The 15,825-nt window shown below is 68.6% G+C and carries 12 protein-coding genes; 6 read left to right on the forward strand and 6 right to left on the reverse strand.

Translation table 11 applies throughout. The features are described 5' to 3' along the window. Positions 1-7 precede the first annotated feature (7 nt). Positions 8-1,129: a PilT/PilU family type 4a pilus ATPase gene (locus tag C693_RS0100625; RefSeq protein ID WP_017460307.1), complete on the reverse strand. Its 1,122-nt coding sequence runs from the start codon at positions 1,127-1,129 to the stop codon at positions 8-10. Positions 1,130-1,269: 140 nt separating this feature from the next. On the opposite strand from C693_RS0100625, the gene C693_RS20740 reads away from it, so the two are divergent. The 4 genes from C693_RS20740 (at position 1,270) to bglX (ending at position 6,870) form a co-directional block, all read left to right on the forward strand. After that, positions 1,270-2,592 carry an MFS transporter gene (locus C693_RS20740; protein ID WP_083868192.1) on the forward strand — a complete coding sequence of 441 codons (1,323 nt, stop codon included), beginning with the start codon at positions 1,270-1,272 and terminating at the stop codon, positions 2,590-2,592. 124 nt (positions 2,593-2,716) lie between these two features. Continuing rightward, positions 2,717-3,979 carry a GGDEF domain-containing protein gene (locus C693_RS22420; RefSeq protein ID WP_026107073.1) on the forward strand — a complete coding sequence of 421 codons (1,263 nt, stop codon included), beginning with the start codon at positions 2,717-2,719 and terminating at the stop codon, positions 3,977-3,979. Positions 3,980-4,070: 91 nt separating this feature from the next. Beyond that, positions 4,071-4,337 (forward strand): DksA/TraR family C4-type zinc finger protein, encoded by a 267-nt coding sequence (locus C693_RS0100640; protein ID WP_017460309.1) that lies wholly within the window; start codon positions 4,071-4,073, stop codon positions 4,335-4,337. A gap of 148 nt (positions 4,338-4,485) precedes the next feature. After that, positions 4,486-6,870: a beta-glucosidase BglX gene (bglX, locus tag C693_RS0100645; protein WP_017460310.1), complete on the forward strand. Its 2,385-nt coding sequence runs from the start codon at positions 4,486-4,488 to the stop codon at positions 6,868-6,870. Between the two features lie 61 nt (positions 6,871-6,931). Here the strand turns inward: bglX and C693_RS0100650 are convergent, their stop codons facing one another. From C693_RS0100650 to C693_RS0100665, 4 genes are read right to left on the reverse strand one after another with little or no spacing between them, the layout of a single operon-like run. Further along, positions 6,932-7,684, reverse strand: a complete 753-nt coding sequence (locus C693_RS0100650) for a hypothetical protein (RefSeq protein WP_017460311.1) — start codon at positions 7,682-7,684, stop codon at positions 6,932-6,934. A gap of 43 nt (positions 7,685-7,727) precedes the next feature. Continuing rightward, positions 7,728-8,540: a transglutaminase family protein gene (locus C693_RS0100655; protein ID WP_017460312.1), complete on the reverse strand. Its 813-nt coding sequence runs from the start codon at positions 8,538-8,540 to the stop codon at positions 7,728-7,730. 14 nt (positions 8,541-8,554) lie between these two features. Beyond that, positions 8,555-9,496 carry an alpha-E domain-containing protein gene (locus C693_RS0100660; RefSeq protein ID WP_017460313.1) on the reverse strand — a complete coding sequence of 314 codons (942 nt, stop codon included), beginning with the start codon at positions 9,494-9,496 and terminating at the stop codon, positions 8,555-8,557. Then, positions 9,496-10,890, reverse strand: coding sequence for a circularly permuted type 2 ATP-grasp protein (locus C693_RS0100665; RefSeq protein ID WP_017460314.1), 1,395 nt, complete (start codon positions 10,888-10,890; stop codon positions 9,496-9,498). Before C693_RS0100665 ends, C693_RS0100660 begins: the two co-directional genes overlap by 1 nt. A 596-nt stretch (positions 10,891-11,486) precedes the next feature. Here C693_RS0100665 and C693_RS0100670 point away from each other — a divergent pair. Beyond that, positions 11,487-13,076 (forward strand): carbohydrate-binding protein, encoded by a 1,590-nt coding sequence (locus tag C693_RS0100670; protein WP_026107074.1) that lies wholly within the window; start codon positions 11,487-11,489, stop codon positions 13,074-13,076. A 132-nt stretch (positions 13,077-13,208) separates the two neighbouring features. Continuing rightward, complete coding sequence (locus C693_RS0100675) at positions 13,209-14,156, forward strand: DMT family transporter (protein WP_043598256.1); 948 nt, start codon at positions 13,209-13,211, stop codon at positions 14,154-14,156. Here the strand turns inward: C693_RS0100675 and C693_RS0100680 are convergent. Continuing rightward, on the reverse strand, positions 14,125-15,699 hold the full coding sequence (locus C693_RS0100680) for a phospholipase D family protein (RefSeq protein WP_017460316.1): 1,575 nt from the start codon (positions 15,697-15,699) through the stop codon (positions 14,125-14,127). The two genes, C693_RS0100675 and C693_RS0100680, sit on opposite strands and share 32 nt — an antisense overlap. Between the last annotated feature and the right edge of the window lie 126 nt (positions 15,700-15,825).

Here is a 15,825-nt window from a genome sequence, read left to right on the forward strand (position 1 = left end):
TTGAACCTCACTCCAGGCCATCGATGTGTGCGCTGTCGAGCTCGTGGCCACCATCGTCCGGCTCCGGTCCCTGCAGGCGGACGCGCAGCGCCAGGTCGGTCTGCGAGTCGGCGTGTGCAAGCGCCTCCCGGTAGCCGATGCGGCCGGCCGCATAGAGCCGGTACAGCGATTCGTCGAAGGTCAGCATGCCGTGATCGAGCCCCTGCTTCATCGCTTCCTTCAGTGCGAGGACCTCGCCTTTCTCGATCAGGTCGGCGACGTAGGGTGTGGAAAGCAGGATCTCCGCGGCCGGCAGGCGCTTGCCGTCGACACCACGCAGCAACCGCTGCGACACCACCGCCCTGAGGTTGAGTGCGAGGTCGATGCGCAGCTGGTGGTGGGCCGAGTCGGGGAAGAAATTGATGATGCGATCCAGCGTCTGGTTGGCGTTGTTGGCGTGCAGGGTGGACAGGCACAGGTGACCGGTCTCGGCATAGGCGATCGCCGCCTGCATCGTCTCGCGGTCGCGGATCTCGCCGATCATGATCACATCCGGGGCCTGCCGCATGGCGTTCTTCAGAGCGGCGGCATAGCTCATCGTGTCCAGCCCCACCTCGCGCTGGTCCACCATCGACTGCTTGTGCGAATGCAGGTACTCGATCGGCTCCTCGACGGTGAGCATGTGGCCGGTCCTGCGGGCATTGCGGTAGTCGATCATCGAAGCCAGCGTGGTCGACTTGCCCGAGCCGGTCGCGCCGACCATCAGGATCAGTCCGCGCGGCAGCATGATCAGATCGTGCAGGATCGGCGGCAGGTTCAGTGCCTCGATCGACGGAATCTCCCCGGTGATGAAGCGCACCGCAAGGGCGACATGGCCGCGTTGCCGGTACACGTTGACGCGGAACCGCCCGGTGCCGGAGAGGCCCAGCGCGAGGTTCATCTCCATGGTGGCCTCGAACTCGCGCTGCTGGCGGTCGCTCATGATCGAGTAGGCCAGGTCATGCAGGTTCTCCGCCGTCAGGGGCTCGCCGTCGAGATGGTAGGTCTCGCCGTCGATCTTGATGTGCGGGGTGGCGCCGACGGAAAAGAACAGGTCCGATGCCTTGCGCCCGGCCATCACCTGCAGGAACCGCGTCAGTTCGATCGCCATGATCTGTCTCCGTCCACGGATGGCGCATCCTAGCGCGGGTAGCGCCGGGCGCGGCGGATCGCGGGTCGCGCCGGCGATGCTCGCGCGATCGTCCGGCTCTGGCAGAATCGGCCGTCCATCCGTCCAGACGAGACTTGAGCATGTCCCAGGCACGAACCGAGCCAGCCCGATCTCCGCGCCGCGTGCTGCTGGCCAGCCTGGTAGGGACCACCATCGAGTTCTTCGACTTCTACATCTACGCGACGGCCGCGGTGCTGGTGTTTCCGGCGCTGTTCTTTCCTTCCGCCGATGCGACCTCGGCCACGTTGCAGTCGCTGGCCACCTTTGCGCTGGCGTTTTTCGCGCGGCCGGTCGGGTCGGCGCTGTTCGGCCACTTCGGCGACCGGGTGGGGCGCAAGGCGACCCTGGTCGCGGCGCTGCTGACGATGGGGCTGTCGACCGTGGCGATCGGCGTGCTGCCCACCTACGCGTCGATCGGCGTGGCCGCGCCGGCGCTGCTGGCGCTGTGCCGCTTCGGCCAGGGCCTGGGCCTGGGCGGCGAGTGGGGCGGGGCGGTGCTGCTGGCGGTGGAACACGCGCCGCCGGGGCGACGGGCCTGGTTCGGCATGTTCCCGCAACTGGGCGCGCCGATCGGCTTCTTCCTGTCGACGGGGCTGTTTCTCTGGCTGACCCGGGCGATCGGCGAACCGGCGTTCTTCGCGTGGGGCTGGCGCGTGCCGTTCGTGGCCAGCGCGGTGCTGGTGGCGGTCGGCCTGTGGATGCGCCTGCGCCTGACCGAGACACCGGCGTTCGCGCGCGCCATGGCGCAGCAGGAACGGGTACGCCTGCCGATGCTGGAGGTGGTGCTGCGCCATCCGCGTGCGCTGCTGGCCGGAACGTTCGCGGCGCTGGCCACCTTCGTGTTGTTCTACCTGATGACGGTGTTCAGTCTGAGCTGGGCGACCAGCCGGCTGGGCTACTCGCGCGAGGGTTTCCTCGGCCTGCAGATGCTCGGCGTGCTGTGCTTCGCCGTCACCATTCCACTGTCCGCGGCCTGGGCCGATCGCACCGGTGCGCGTCGCGTGATGGTGGTGGCGACGGTGCTGATCCTGCTGTTCGGGCTGGCGATGCCATGGTTGTTCACGGCGCACAGTGTCTGGCACGTACTTGCGTTCCTCGCCCTGGGGCTGGCGGTGATGGGGCTGACCTACGGCCCGCTCGGCACCGTGCTGGCGCACATGTTCCCGGTGGCGGTGCGCTACACCGGCGCATCGCTGGCCTTCAATCTGGCGGGCATCTTCGGTGCGTCGCTGGCGCCGTACTTTGCGACCTGGCTGGCCGTGCACCACGGACTGACCTGGGTCGGGCTCTATCTGGCCACCGCGGCAGCGATCACGCTGGCGGCGCTTGCCGCGGTCCCGCCGGCGCATGACGGCGCGGACCGGTCTCAAGAAATCGTGCGTGCCGCCGATAGTCCGGCATGAGTCCGTCGTGGTCGTCCCAGGGGTCGCTGGTACCAGAGGCAGGGGCATGCCGGCCTGGGCGGTCTGTTTCGCGCCAGGTTGTCAGCGCCATCGGCCGCGATGGCGCTGAGCTCCCGGGTCGTCCATGTTGAATCTCTCCGTATTTCCCGACTTTCTGGCCATTGGCGGCCTGGTGCTGGTGTTCGCGTCGCTGCTGCGGCGCACGCGTCAGACCCGGTTGCGTTACTGGCTGGTGGGCTGGGTGATGATCCTGGTGCACATCATCGCCCAGCTGGTCTCCCTCAACGTTCCGGCGCTGGAGCACGCCGGCGAGGCGCTCTCGCTCAGCATGCTGTTGCTGACCAGCGTTTCGTTCATATGGGCTGGACACGACCGTCGCTCGGGCTGGGTCAACGGATTCGCCTGGAGCCTGCTGGCCGCGATGCCGGACGTGGTGTTCGTGGTGCTGCTCGCCTGGGACGTGGGTGATCGTACGGTCTTCCTGTCGCTGACCGGTCTTGCCGCATGCACAGCGATGGGACTGTTTCATTCCGATCGACGCGGCGCGCGACCGCGCGAACGTCGCCTGCTGGGGAGCGTGGTGCTGCTGGCCTACGCGGTCCAGGCGGTGCTGGTGGCGCGGGGCGCGCTGGTTCCGGCGTTGATCTGGATGCTGTTCTGGCACTACGCGCTGGTGGCCTATTTCTTCTGGCGGGGCTCGGACCGCGCCACCCTGGGCGTGTCCTTCACCACGCTGAGCTTCGTGGCCTGGTCGCTGGTGTTCCCGGTGGCCGCGGCGCTCGATCGCTGGCTGCCGGGGCTGGGCATCCAGAACGAGGCGTGGAACCTGCCCAAGTTCATGGTGGCCACCGGCATGATCTTCACCGTGCTGGAGGAGCAGCTGGGCGTGGCCAAGCACGCGGCGCTGCACGATCCGCTTACCGGCCTGCCGAACCGCCGACTGTTCGCCCAGCGGCTGGATGCCGCCCTGGAGCGGGCGCGCCGCGATCGCCGGCGCATCGCTTTGCTGGTCATCGACATGGACGATTTCAAGCAGGTGAACGACACCCGCGGCCACGCCACCGGGGACGCCGTGCTCGCTGCGGCAGCGACGCGACTGCAGTCGCGCCTGCGGGTCACCGATACGCTGGCGCGGCTCGGTGGCGACGAGTTCGCTGCGATCCTGCCCGAGCCCGGTCCGGACGAAGCGATTGCCAGTCAGGTCGATCGGCTGCTGTCGGCGCTGCGCGCGGGCTTCGAGATCGAGGGCGAGCGCATCGTGGTACAGGCCAGCATCGGCGTGGCGCTCTACCCGGCAGACGGCGAGGATGAAGCCGGCCTGCTGGCCGCCGCCGATCGGGCGATGTACGCGCACAAATTCACCGCGCGCGATCCGCGGGGCGATTGAGGCTTGCCCCGGTGGCTAGGCGCCGCCATGTTGGAGGGCCTGCAGTCGCGGATCGGCATCGCCATCCGCCGGAGATACGAGGAGGCAGGCCATGGCTACCGGTTGGGCCGGCGACGGCGCCGTGCAGGACCAGATCGACGCGACGGTGGATGCCGCCGTGCAGCGCGCCCGGCGCCAGCTCCACCAGGGCCCGGGCCTGACCCACTGCGAGGAGTGCGGCGAACCCATTCCCGAGGCCCGCCGCAAGGCGGTGCCCGGCGTGCGCCTGTGCGTGACGTGCCAGTCCGGGCAGGATCGGCAGGGGCAGGCCGCTGCGCTGTTCAACCGTCGCGGCAGCAAGGACAGCCAGCTGCGTTGAGCCGCCGCTGCGGAGCTTCGCGGCTCCGGCGGGAAGCGCTGTCGGCGATATTGCGGTGCACGTTTACGGCAATGCCTGTAAACGTTTACATTGCCGCGTCACCCACCCGGGCCAGGGGGCCCGGACCTGCCGTCCCCGTGGAGAATCGATGAAGCCCCAGTTCCGCTCCGGCCTGCGTCCCCGCTCGCTGTTCCTGAGTTCCGCCATCGCGCTCGCTGCGGCGGGCGTCGCCTGTGCGGCCCCGGCCGAGCTCGGCCAGCCGGTGCCGCCGTCCAATCCGCAACTGGTCACGCCGCAGATCGAGCAGAAGGTCGATGCGCTGCTGGCGAAGATGACGCTGGCCGAGAAGATCGGGCAACTGGTGCAGTACAACGACCAGGGCTCGTCGGCGCCCACTGCCGCCGACGCCGACAGCGCGATCGCGGTCAATCCCGAGACCCGCGACCATGTCGATGCGCTGCAACTGGCCCGCAAGGGTGAGCTGGGCTCGATGCTCAACGTGATCGGCGCGGCCAAGACCCGCCGTTTCCAGGAGGCGGCGATGCACAGCCGCCTGGGGATTCCGATCCTGTTCGGTGCGGACGTGATCCACGGCTACCGCACGATCTATCCGGTGCCGCTGGGCCTGTCCGCCTCATGGGATCCGCAGCTGGTGCAGGACGTCTCGCACATGGCGGCGGTCGAGGCCACCACCGCCGGCGTGAAGTGGTTCTACTCGCCGATGGTCGATATCTCGCGCGACGCGCGCTGGGGCCGCTCCACCGAGGGCGCGGGCGAGGACGCCTACCTCGGCTCGGCGATGGCGCGGGCCTACATCCGCGGCTACCAGGGCACCGACCTGTCGAAGCCCGAGAGCGTGGCCGCCTCGGTCAAGCACTTCGCCGCCTACGGCGCGGCCGAGGCCGGTCGCGAGTACAACACCACCGACATGTCCGACATCCGCCTGCGCCAGGTCTACCTGCCGCCGTACAAGGCGGCCGTGGAGGCGGGTGCGGCCACGATGATGAGCTCGTTCAATGCGCTCAACGGCGTTCCGGCGACGGCCGACCCGTACCTGATGACCGACATCCTGCGCAAGGAATGGGGTTTCGACGGTTTCGTGGTCAGCGACTACACCGCGGTGATGGAGCTGACCCACCACGGCATCGCGCTGGATGCCGCCACCGCCACGCAGAAGGCGCTCGATGCCGGCGTGGAGGTGGACATGATGAGCCACTTCTACGACACCCAGATTCCGACGCTGCTCAAGGAGGGCAAGCTCTCCATGGCCACCGTGGACGAGGCTGTGCGCCGCGTGCTGCGGGTGAAGTTCGCGCTGGGCCTGTTCGAGCATCCGTATGCCCGCGGCACCGAGGTGACCCGCGCGGTGGCTGCACACCGGCCGTTGGCGCGTCGCGCAGCGGAGGAGTCGTTCGTGCTGCTGAAGAACGGCGGCCACGGTGCCGCGCCGGTGCTGCCGCTGTCTTCCGGCGTGAAGAAGCTGGCGCTGATCGGCCCGCTTGCCGACAACGCGGCCGAGATGCAGGGCGCCTGGGGCGGTGCGCAGCACCAGCCGGACGTGGTGACCCTGCGCAACGGCCTGGCCGCGCGGATGAAGCAGCGGGGCGGGGAGCTGCTGTACGCCCAGGGCACCGACATCCTGACCGATTCGGAAGCCGGGTTCGCCGCGGCGAAGCAGGCAGCCGAGCAGGCCGACGTGGTGGTGATGGCGCTGGGCGAGTCTTCCAGCATGAGCGGTGAGGCCGGTTCGCGCGCGCATCTCGGCCTGCCGGGCAATCAGCAGAAGCTGCTCGAGGCCGTCGTCGCGACGGGCAAGCCGGTGGTGCTGCTGGTGTTCTCCGGTCGCCCGCTGGTGCTCGACTGGGCCGACCGGCACGTGCCGGCGATCATGGAGACCTGGTTCCCCGGCACCGAGGCCGGCAACGCGGTGGCCAACGTGCTGTTCGGCGACGTCGCCCCCAGCGGCAAGCTGACCATGAGCTTCCCGCGCGCGGTGGGTCAGGAGCCGCTGTACTACAACCAGTTCCCGACCGGCCGTCCGGCCGGCGACGCCGACCTGAGCAAGCCGCCGGAGGGCGCCACGCGCTTCATTTCGCGCTACATCGACGTGCCCAACAGCGCGCTGTATCCGTTCGGCTGGGGCCTGAGCTACACCACCTTCGCGTATTCCGGCGTGCACGTGTCGCGTGCGAGGGTGCCGCTGGCCGAAGCGAACCGCCCGGATGCGAAGGACCTGGTCACTGTCACCGCCACCGTGAAGAACACCGGCGAGCGTGCCGGCACCGAGGTGGTGCAGCTGTACGTGCGCAACCTCGGCGCCAGCGTCGAGCAGCCGGTGCGCAGCCTGCAGGGCTTCGAGCGGGTGTCGCTCAAGCCGGGCGAATCGAAGCAGGTGACCTTCCACCTCGGCTTCCCCGAGCTGAGCTTCTGGAACGTGAAGAGCCAGCAGGTGATCGAGCCGACGCACTACACCGTGTGGGTGGGCGGCAGTTCGCTGGCCGACCAGCAGGCGGATTTCGACGTGACGCCCTGAGATCGCTGCAGCGTCGCAACGGAAAACGGCAGCCGAAGGGCTGCCGTTTTCGCATCGGGACTCAGCCGGCGTCGGTGTGCAGCCAGTCCGGCGCCGGGATCGCCTTGTGTGCGGCGGACAGGGCGGCCGACCAGCGCTCGCGGATCATCCGGAAATACGCATCGCCGTCTTCCACGCGGTGCGTCTCCACGCCGTCGATGCTGTTGTTGCGGTAGACCAGCAGGTCCAGCGGCATGCCCACGCTGAGGTTCGAGCGCAGGGTGGAGTCCATCGAGATCAGCGCCAGCTTCACGCCGTCGGTGAGCGAGGTGGCGCTGGTCACCGCGCGGTCGAGGATCGGCTTGCCGTACTTGTGCTCGCCGATCTGCAGGAACGGGGTGTCGCGGGTCGCCTCGATGAAATTGCCGGCCGCATAGATCTCGAACAGCCGCATGGTGCGGTTGGCGATCTGCCCGCCGAGCAGGATCGACACGTCGAACGCCACGCCCTGTGCCTTCATCGCCTCGCCGTGGGTCTCATAGACCTTGCGCACGGCGGCGCTCACCAGCCCGGCCGCGGCGAACATCGTCGGTACGGTGTGGATGGTCTCCGGCTTGCCGGTTTCCGGATGCGGCAGGCCGTCCTGGATCAGGTTGATCACCGCCTGCGACACGGCCAGGTTGCCTGCGGTCATGGCGGCGATCATGCGCTCGCCCGGGCGGTGGAACGACTGCAGCTTGGTGAAGGTGGAAATGTTGTCCAGACCCGCATTGGTGCGGGTGTCGGCGAGCATGACCAGGCCCTCGTCGAGGAACAGGCCGACACAGTAGGTCACATGAAACTCCTGGCTTGATCCGGTCCGGCCGGGGCCGGGATGCCTATTGTGCCTGCTGCGCGGTCTCGGCGATGCACACGTCCACTTCCAGTGTCTCGGCGATGCCGCCGCGGCGTACCCCACGGACCGGGGCAGCGTCGCGGTAGTCGCGCCCGCAGGCGATGCGCACGTAGCTTTCGTCCGGACATTGCCGGTTGGCGGCATCGAAGCCGACCCAGCCGAGGTCGTCGACCAGGATCTCCGCCCAGGCATGGCTCGCCGCCGCGGACTCGCCACGGGGGCACAGGTAGCCACTGACGTAGCGGGCCGGGAAGCCCAGTGCACGGGCGCAGGCGATCATCACGTGGGCATGGTCCTGGCAGACCCCGCGCGCGGCAGCGAATGCCTCGATCGCGGTGGTCTCGGCATCGGTGACATCGGGCAGGTAGTCGACGTGGTCGCGCACCCCGCCGCACAGGCGGTGCAGGCGCTCGATCTGCCCGCCATCGCCGGCCGCTTCCCTGGCCATCGCCACCATCGCCGGGCTGGCCTGGGTGAGCGCGGTCGAGGCCAGATAGAAGGTCGCCGGCAGGGTGTCTGCGGCATCGCTCTGCACACCGTGCAGGTCACGGGTCTCGACGTGGCCGCGCACGGCGATGCGCACCGTCTCGACGCTGCGGTCGATGGTGTGGGTGGCGACCGGGTTGCCGAAGCCGTCGGTACAGGTCGGCTGCAGCTTGCGGCCGTCCACGCTGACCTGCCAGTCGCGGACGCGCTGGCCGTCGGCCGGGGCCGGCCACATCCGCAACGCCTGCACGATCAGCGAGGCAGCCTGGTCGTAGCGATAGGTGGTCTCGTGGCGGATGTGCAGCTGCATGGCATGGCGTCCGTCTAGAAAAGGTGGCCCACCGCGATCTGCGTGCCGAGTGCCTCGGTCCGCTCGATCACGTCGGTGAGGAACTCGTGCAGGCCGTTTTCGATGATGCGGTCGACGCTGGCGTAGCGCAGGTCCGCGTACAGCGAGTGGGCGCAGCGCTTGGCCTCGGCCACGCGGGCCGGGTCCTGGTCCTCGATCGCGTCCAGGTGGTGGGTGATCTGCTGGTAGCAGAACGCCAGCGAGCGCGGGAACACGCTGCGGGTGATCAGCAGCTCCGCCACCTGCGCCGGTTCCACCCGGCCCTTGTACAGCACGCGGTAGGCGCGCCGGGCGCCGACCACGCGCAGGATCGCCAGCCACTGGTAGTAGTCGATCACCCCACCCACGTCGCTCACCTGCGGCAGGCGCACGTGGTACTTCACGTCGAGCAGGCGCGCGATGTTGTCCGCGCGCTCGAGGAACTGGCCGGTGCGCAGGAAGTAGAAGCTGTCCCGGCGCAGCATGCTGTTCGAGCACACGCCGTGGAACAGGTCCACCCGCACGCGGACCCATTCCAGGAAATCGTTCAGCAGATCGGCGTTCTTCGGCGCATCGCGGAAGCGCGGCAACTCCTGCCACGCGCCCTGCACGGCGTCCCACATGGTGGTGGTCAGTGCCGTGCGCACGGCGCGCGCATTGCGGCGGGCGGTGTCGATGCAGTTGGCGATGGAGGACGGGTTGTCGCGATCGAAGGCGAGGAAGTCGATCACCGAGACTTCGTCGATCGTCGCGTGCTTGGCGAAGTAGGGCACGCTGCCGCCGGAGGCGATGATCGCCGACTCCCACTCGCTGCGCCGGTCGCTGTCCACCCGCACCGCGCTCATGTGCCCGGCCACCTGCAGCAGGCGGGCGACGTAGTCGGCGCGCTCCATGTAGCGCGCCAGCCAGAACAGGCTTTCGGCGGTGCGTGCGAGCATCAGTCTTCCAGTATCCAGGTGTCCTTGGTGCCCCCGCCCTGGGAGGAGTTGACCACCAGCGAGCCCTCTTTCAGTGCGACCCGGGTCAGTCCGCCAGGCACCACACGGACCTGGTCGGCGCCGCACAGCACGAACGGGCGCAGGTCGACGTGGCGCGGTGCGATGCCGTCGTCGACGAAGGTCGGCACGGTGGACAGCGACAGGGTCGGCTGCGCGATGTAGTCGTGCGGCCGCTGGACCAGCTGCTGGCGAAAGGCGGCCAGCTCGTCGCGGCTGGCGTGCGGACCGACCAGCATGCCGTAGCCGCCGGAGCCGTGCACCGCCTTCACCACCAGCTCGTCGAGGTGGTCGAGCACGTAGGCCAGCTCGTCCGGCCTGCTGCAGTCGTGGGTCGGCACGTTCTTCAGCAGCGGCTCCTCGCCGAGGTAGAAACGCACCATCTCCGGCACATGGATGTACACCGCCTTGTCGTCGGCGATGCCGGTGCCGACGGCATTGGTGAGGGTGAGGTTGCCGGCGCGGTTGGCGAAATGCAGGCCGGGCACGCCGAGCATCGAGTCGGGGCGGAACACCAGCGGATCGAGGTAGTCGTCGTCGACGCGGCGGTAGATCACGTCCACGCGCTGCAGTCCCGCCGTGGTGCGCTGGTAGCAGACGTCCTTGCTGACCACCAGGTCGGCGCCCTCGACCAGGTCGATGCCCATCTCGTCGGCGAGGAAGGCGTGCTCGTAGTACGCGCTGTTGTGGATGCCGGGGGTGAGCAACACGATGGTCGGCTCGCCCGGGCAGTTCGGCGGCGCCAGCGAGCGCAGCGTGGCCAGCAGCTCGTCGGGATAGTGCGCCACCGGCGCCACCGTGTTGCGGCGGAACAGGTCCGGAAACAGCCGCAGCATCACCTCGCGGTTCTCCAGCATGTAGGAGACGCCGGAGGGCGTGCGGCAGTTGTCCTCCAGCACGTAGTAGTCGTCCGGACCGGTACGCACCATGTCGATGCCGCAGATGTGCGCGTACATCTGGCCCGGCAGGTCCAGCCCGCACATCTCCGGGCGGAACTGGCTGTTGTGCAGCACCAGCCGCTCGGGGATGCGGCCAGCACGGATGATCTCGCGGTCGTGGTAGACGTCGTGCAGGAAGGCGTTGAGCGCGCGCGCTCGCTGTTCCAGACCGCGCCGCAGGTTGCGCCACTCGGCCTGGGCCAGCACGCGGGGGATCAGGTCGAACGGGATCAGCCGCTCGGCATCGCCACCCTCGGTGTAGACGGCGAAGGTGATGCCGATGCGGCGGAACAGCACCTCGGCCTCGCGACGCTTGAGTGCGAGCTGGTCCGGTGGGGTGTCGCGCAGCCAGGCATCGATCAGCGCGTACGGCGTGCGTACGTCGTCGGGCCAGCCCATCTCGTCGAAAACCGTCGCTGCAGACACCCGTGGCATCCCCTCGAAGACGGGCTTCGACCGTGGCGGGCGACGTCGGCAAAGTCAAGCAGGCGCGGCCTTACGGACGTCCAGACGGCCGCTCGCCGGACATCCATCTGCGTCTCGCCAGGTGCCCGGGTCATCTCGTGGAAGTGGTGCCCTCACGCTCGGTACCGGCAGCGTGGCGATGTGATTGGGTCAATCAGGACAATCGTTGTCATTCCGGCATGGGAGAAACAAGGTGAGGTCCTCCAGCCTGCATGCCGGTGAGGCTGTGTGCAGAAATTCCGCATCGCAGCGCAAGTATCCGCAGCTTTCCCGTATGGCCTTGCTATCACGCATGGTGCATCTGCACCTGGCGGCCTGGGTGGGCTCGGTCGAAAAGGCGTTCGGTCACAGTTCGGAAAAAGTCATATAGACAACGTTGTCATTTCGGGGGTACCAAGGACGGGCAACACCTCAGACATGCGGTAGCAGCAAGGACGCGGCGGCGAGCTTCCCCGTCGACCGGAAGGAGCCGGTCGTGGCATCGCCAGGTCATTCCATGCAGCGATGAATTTCAATCTGGAGGAAATCCCATGCTTGTGAAGCGATCGAATTCCCTTTCCCGGCTCGCCCTCGGCGTGCTCGGAAGCCTTGGTGGCTCGGTGATCTCGGCTGGGCTGCTGGCAGCCTTGCCGGTGCAGCCGGTGCATGCGCAGTCCGTCGCGGCGTGTGCCGCCCCATGGGCCGCCGGCACAGCGTATTCCGGCGGCGCCACCGCCAGCGAGAACGGCGTGAACTATGTGGCCAACTGGTGGACCCAGGGCGACGATCCGGCCACCCACAGCGGCGGCTCGGGTTCCGGTCAACCCTGGACGTCGCAGGGCGCCTGCGGCGACAGCGGCGGAAGCGGCGGTTCGGGTGGCGGGACCGGTGGGTCCGGCTCGACCTGCGCCACCGCCTGGAGCGCGGGCACCGTCTACACCGGCGGCAACACCGCCAGCGAGAACGGCGTGAACTACGTGGCCAACTGGTGGACCCAGGGTGACGATCCGGCCACCCACAACGGTCCCACCGGCTCGGCGCAGCCGTGGACCTCGCAGGACAGCTGCGATGGCTCGGGCAGTGGCGGCACGGGCGGTGGCGGTTCGGGTGGTGGCAGCGGTGGCGGTTCCGGCGGTGGCTCGGGCGGCGGCACCGGTGGTGGCGGCACCGGGGGGCCTGCGCCGGGCACGCTGCTGTTCAGTCCGTACAAGGACGTGACCATCAACCTCAACTGGAACACCAACACCATGCGCACGGCGGCGGCCACCGGCTCGCCGATCCCGGTGGTCGGCAGCGGCAGCCTGGTGTCCGATTATCTGCCCAACCTCGGTGCGATCACCCTGGCGTTCGCCTCGGGCGAATGCGGCAGCGAGAGCTGGGGCGGCATCCCGGCGGCGAACTTCGCCACGGCCAACATCCAGCCGCTGGCCGACGCCGGCGTGAACTACGTGGTGTCCACCGGTGGCCAGGCGGGCAGCTTCACCTGTGGCTCGCCCTCCGGCATGGCGCAGTTCATCTCGCGCTACTACACCTCGCACATGGTCGGCGTGGACTTCGACATCGAGGGTGGCCAGAACCAGACCACCATCAACAACCTGGTGGCCGGCGCGGTCTACGCCCAGGGCCTGTATCCGAACCTGCGCTTCTCCTTCACCCTGGCCACGCTGGCCGCGTCCGACGGCAGCTACGGCGGCGTCAACAGCCTGGGCGACATGGTGGTCCGTGCGGTCATGGCGTCCTCGCTGCAGAACTACACCATCAACCTGATGGTGATGGACTTCGGCGCGGCCAGCCCCGGCGTGTGCGTGGTCGCCAACGGCCAGTGCAACATGGGGCAGTCGGCGATCCAGGCGGTGACCAACCTCGAGCACACCTACGGCGTGCCGGCGAACCACATCGAGCTGACCCCGATGATCGGCACCAACGACGTGAGCAGCGAAGTCTTCACCACGGCCGACGTGGATACGATGACCACCTACGCGATCAACGCCGGCCTGGTCGGCGTGCACTTCTGGTCGCTGGATCGCGATACACCGTGCGCCGGCGGCAGCACCGGTTATGCGTCGCCGGTCTGCAACTCGGTCAATGGCACCACCTCGCTGGAGTACAGCAAGCGTTTCCTGTCCGACCTGGGGCGCTGATCCGCGGCACCGGTATTGCGCGGGCCCGGTGGAGGCCGGGCCCGCGCGTGTCGCGTTCGACCAAGGCCGTGTCGACACCGGGCCCGCACGCTCGCTAGCGTGGTGGACCATGCACTGTCCGCCGGCCTCCCGATGACCGTCCCGCAGCACCGGCACGCGCCGGATCCCGGCTTCTACGCCCTGTTGCTGGGCGCCACCTTCCTGATGGGTTCGAGTTTCATCGCCGGCAAGATCCTGCTGTCGCAGGGTGTGCCGGCGATCCTGCTGGTCGGGTGGCGGTTCCTGGTGGCGGCGCTGGCCACCTTGCCGTTGCTGCTGGCCAGCCGGAGGCCGCTGGGCAGGGCGCTATGGCCCGCGGGCATGCATTGGCGGCACGTGCCGCTGGTCGGGCTGATCGGGTTGCTGCAGACCGCCGCCGTGATGGGCCTGCTGTTCGTCGGGATGCGGACCATCCCTGCGGCCGCGGCGGCGATCCTGTTGTTCAGCAATCCGATCTGGGTGGCCTTGCTTGGGCGGGTGTTCCTGCGCGAGCGGTTGGGGATGCTCCGGTTTTCCGGCCTGCTGCTCGGCATGGCCGGCGTCGCGCTGGCGATCGGTCCGGGGGCGCTGCTGCAAGGGCAGCGTGCAGCGTTGTCCGGCGAGCTGTGTTGTCTGGGGGCGGCGGTGTGCTGGGCGGCCGCCACCACGGTGAACAAGCGGGCCGCGTTGCCGATCGGCGGGCTCGCCCTGAATTTCTGGCAGATGCTGGTGGGAGCGCTGGTACTGCTGGCGCTGGCGCGTGCCGGAGGAGAGCGCTGGCCGGCGGGGTTCACCCTGGCTGACTGGGGCTGGTTCGCCTGGCTGGCGATGCCCGCATCCGCCGGGTCGTTCGGGCTGTGGTTCGTGGCGCTGCGCCGGGGTGGCGCCACCCATGCCAGCGGCTGGCTGTTCCTGGCGCCGTTGTTCGCGGTGTTGCTGAGCTTCGTGGTGCTGCACACCACGCTGGCGCCATCGCAATGGCTGGGCGGTGCGGCCATCGCCGGCGGACTATGGCTGGTGAACCGCGCCCCTAGAGCAGGTTCTCCACCGGCAGCAGCTTGATCAGGCCGACCTCGACCTTGCGTCCGGCGGTCGCGTCCGGGTCGCTGGTCAGGGTGACCATCTTGCCGTCGTCCATGCCACGCCAGACGAGCGGCGCCTGCCGACGCGGCCTGGTCGGATCCAGCATCACGCGCCAGGCGCGGGTGGGCGCCGTCGCGGAGTCGAAGAACTGTTCCGCCGCCTTCGCCAGCGGCGCGTTGTCCACGATGATGCCCATCTCGGTGTTGAGCAGCCTGGAGCGCTCGTCCATGTTCATCGAGCCGATGAAGGTCTCGTGCGAGTCCACCACGATCGCCTTGGCGTGCAGGCTGACGCCGGACGACTTGCCGGCATCCGTGGCCGGCTGCTTCGCGCCAGGTTGCGGACGAAGCTCGTACAGCTCGACGCCGCCGCGCAGCAGCGGCAGGCGGTAGCGCGAATAGCCGGCATGCACGGCCGGCTCGTCGGTGGAGGCCAGCGAGTTGGTCAGCACCTGCACGCGCACGCCACGCGCGGCGATCCCGGTGAGGAACGCCGTGCCGTCATCGCCGGGGATGAAGTAGGGCGAGATCAGCCGCACGTCGTGTTTCGCACCGTCCATCATCGCCTTGATGTCCGGGCCGATGCGCAGTTGCGGATCGTCGCCGTCGGTGTCGATCTTGGCCGGCTGGTCGGCGACCAGTACCGCGTGACCCCAGAACCACTTGCCGGGACGGTCGCCGGACGGGCCGTGCGGCAGCTGGTCAAGCGTGGCCTGGGCATAGTCGCTCTGCGCGAACTTTCGCGCGTGCTGCGCCAGCTGCTCGCGCAGCCGGGCCAGGTCGGCCGGGCCTGCGTGCGTGCCGCTGTAGGCTTTCACCGGATAGGCCGCATCGCAGTTCCAGTAGGTATCGAAGGCCTGCGACGCCTGCCTCACCACCGGGCCGATGGCAATCAGGTCGAGATCGCGGAAGTGGGTGTTCTGGCCCGCGTCGAAGTAGTCGTCGCCGATGTTGCGTCCGCCGATCACCGCGACGCTGTTGTCCACGATGAAGGACTTGTTGTGCATGCGATGGTTCAGCCGGCTGCCGTCGAGCACGAACTGCGCGGCCTTGGCCAGGCCGGAACGGGCCTGAGTGCCGAACGGATTGAACAGTCGCACCTCGATGTTCGGATGGGCGTCCAGCGCATCGAGCATGTCGATCTCGTCGCCCACGTTGATGTCGTCCAGCAGCAGTCGCACCCGCACACCGCGGTCGGCGGCGGCGAGCAGGCGCTGCGCGACCAGCCGGCCGGTGTCGTCGTCGGCGAAGATGTAGTACTGCAGGTCGAGGGTGTGCTTCGCGTGGTCGGCCAGCGCCACCCGGCTCATCAGCGCATTGGTGCTGAAGGTCAGCAGGCGGAAGCCGGAAAGATCGCTGTGCCGCGCGACCTCCTTGTGCACGTACCGCGTGCTGGGCGTGTCGTGCTGCGGAGGAATCGCCGTCGACGGGTGCTTTTCGAAATCCTTGCGCAAGGTGGCGCAGCCGGCCAGCGCAACGGCAGCGATCAGCAGCAGGGCGATGTGATGCAGGTGTCGGCGCATGGTGTACGGGCCTCTCGTTGCGGCGCCGCCCGCCGTGCCCCGCGAAGCACGGCACGGAGAGCGGCCCGACGTCGCAGACTGCCCACGCTGGCGTGAATGCCGCGCGATCCGGCAGTACGCCCGATG

Source organism: Dyella ginsengisoli LA-4 (genome assembly GCF_000334915.1).
In the GTDB taxonomy this organism is placed as follows: Bacteria; Pseudomonadota; Gammaproteobacteria; order Xanthomonadales; family Rhodanobacteraceae; genus Dyella_A; species Dyella_A ginsengisoli_A.

Coding starts and splice junctions, on each gene's coding strand:
- C693_RS22420 (WP_026107073.1), top strand. CDS start 2,717: ATGTTGAATCTCTCCGTATTTCCCGACTTTCTGGCCATTGGCGGCCTG.
- C693_RS0100670 (WP_026107074.1), top strand. CDS start 11,487: ATGCTTGTGAAGCGATCGAATTCCCTTTCCCGGCTCGCCCTCGGCGTG.
- C693_RS0100640 (WP_017460309.1), top strand. CDS start 4,071: ATGGCTACCGGTTGGGCCGGCGACGGCGCCGTGCAGGACCAGATCGAC.
- C693_RS20740 (WP_083868192.1), top strand. CDS start 1,270: ATGTCCCAGGCACGAACCGAGCCAGCCCGATCTCCGCGCCGCGTGCTG.
- C693_RS0100675 (WP_043598256.1), top strand. CDS start 13,209: ATGACCGTCCCGCAGCACCGGCACGCGCCGGATCCCGGCTTCTACGCC.
- C693_RS0100660 (WP_017460313.1), bottom strand. CDS start 9,496: ATGCTCGCACGCACCGCCGAAAGCCTGTTCTGGCTGGCGCGCTACATG.
- C693_RS0100625 (WP_017460307.1), bottom strand. CDS start 1,129: ATGGCGATCGAACTGACGCGGTTCCTGCAGGTGATGGCCGGGCGCAAG.
- C693_RS0100680 (WP_017460316.1), bottom strand. CDS start 15,699: ATGCGCCGACACCTGCATCACATCGCCCTGCTGCTGATCGCTGCCGTT.
- C693_RS0100665 (WP_017460314.1), bottom strand. CDS start 10,890: ATGGGCTGGCCCGACGACGTACGCACGCCGTACGCGCTGATCGATGCC.
- C693_RS0100655 (WP_017460312.1), bottom strand. CDS start 8,540: ATGCAGCTGCACATCCGCCACGAGACCACCTATCGCTACGACCAGGCT.
- bglX (WP_017460310.1), top strand. CDS start 4,486: ATGAAGCCCCAGTTCCGCTCCGGCCTGCGTCCCCGCTCGCTGTTCCTG.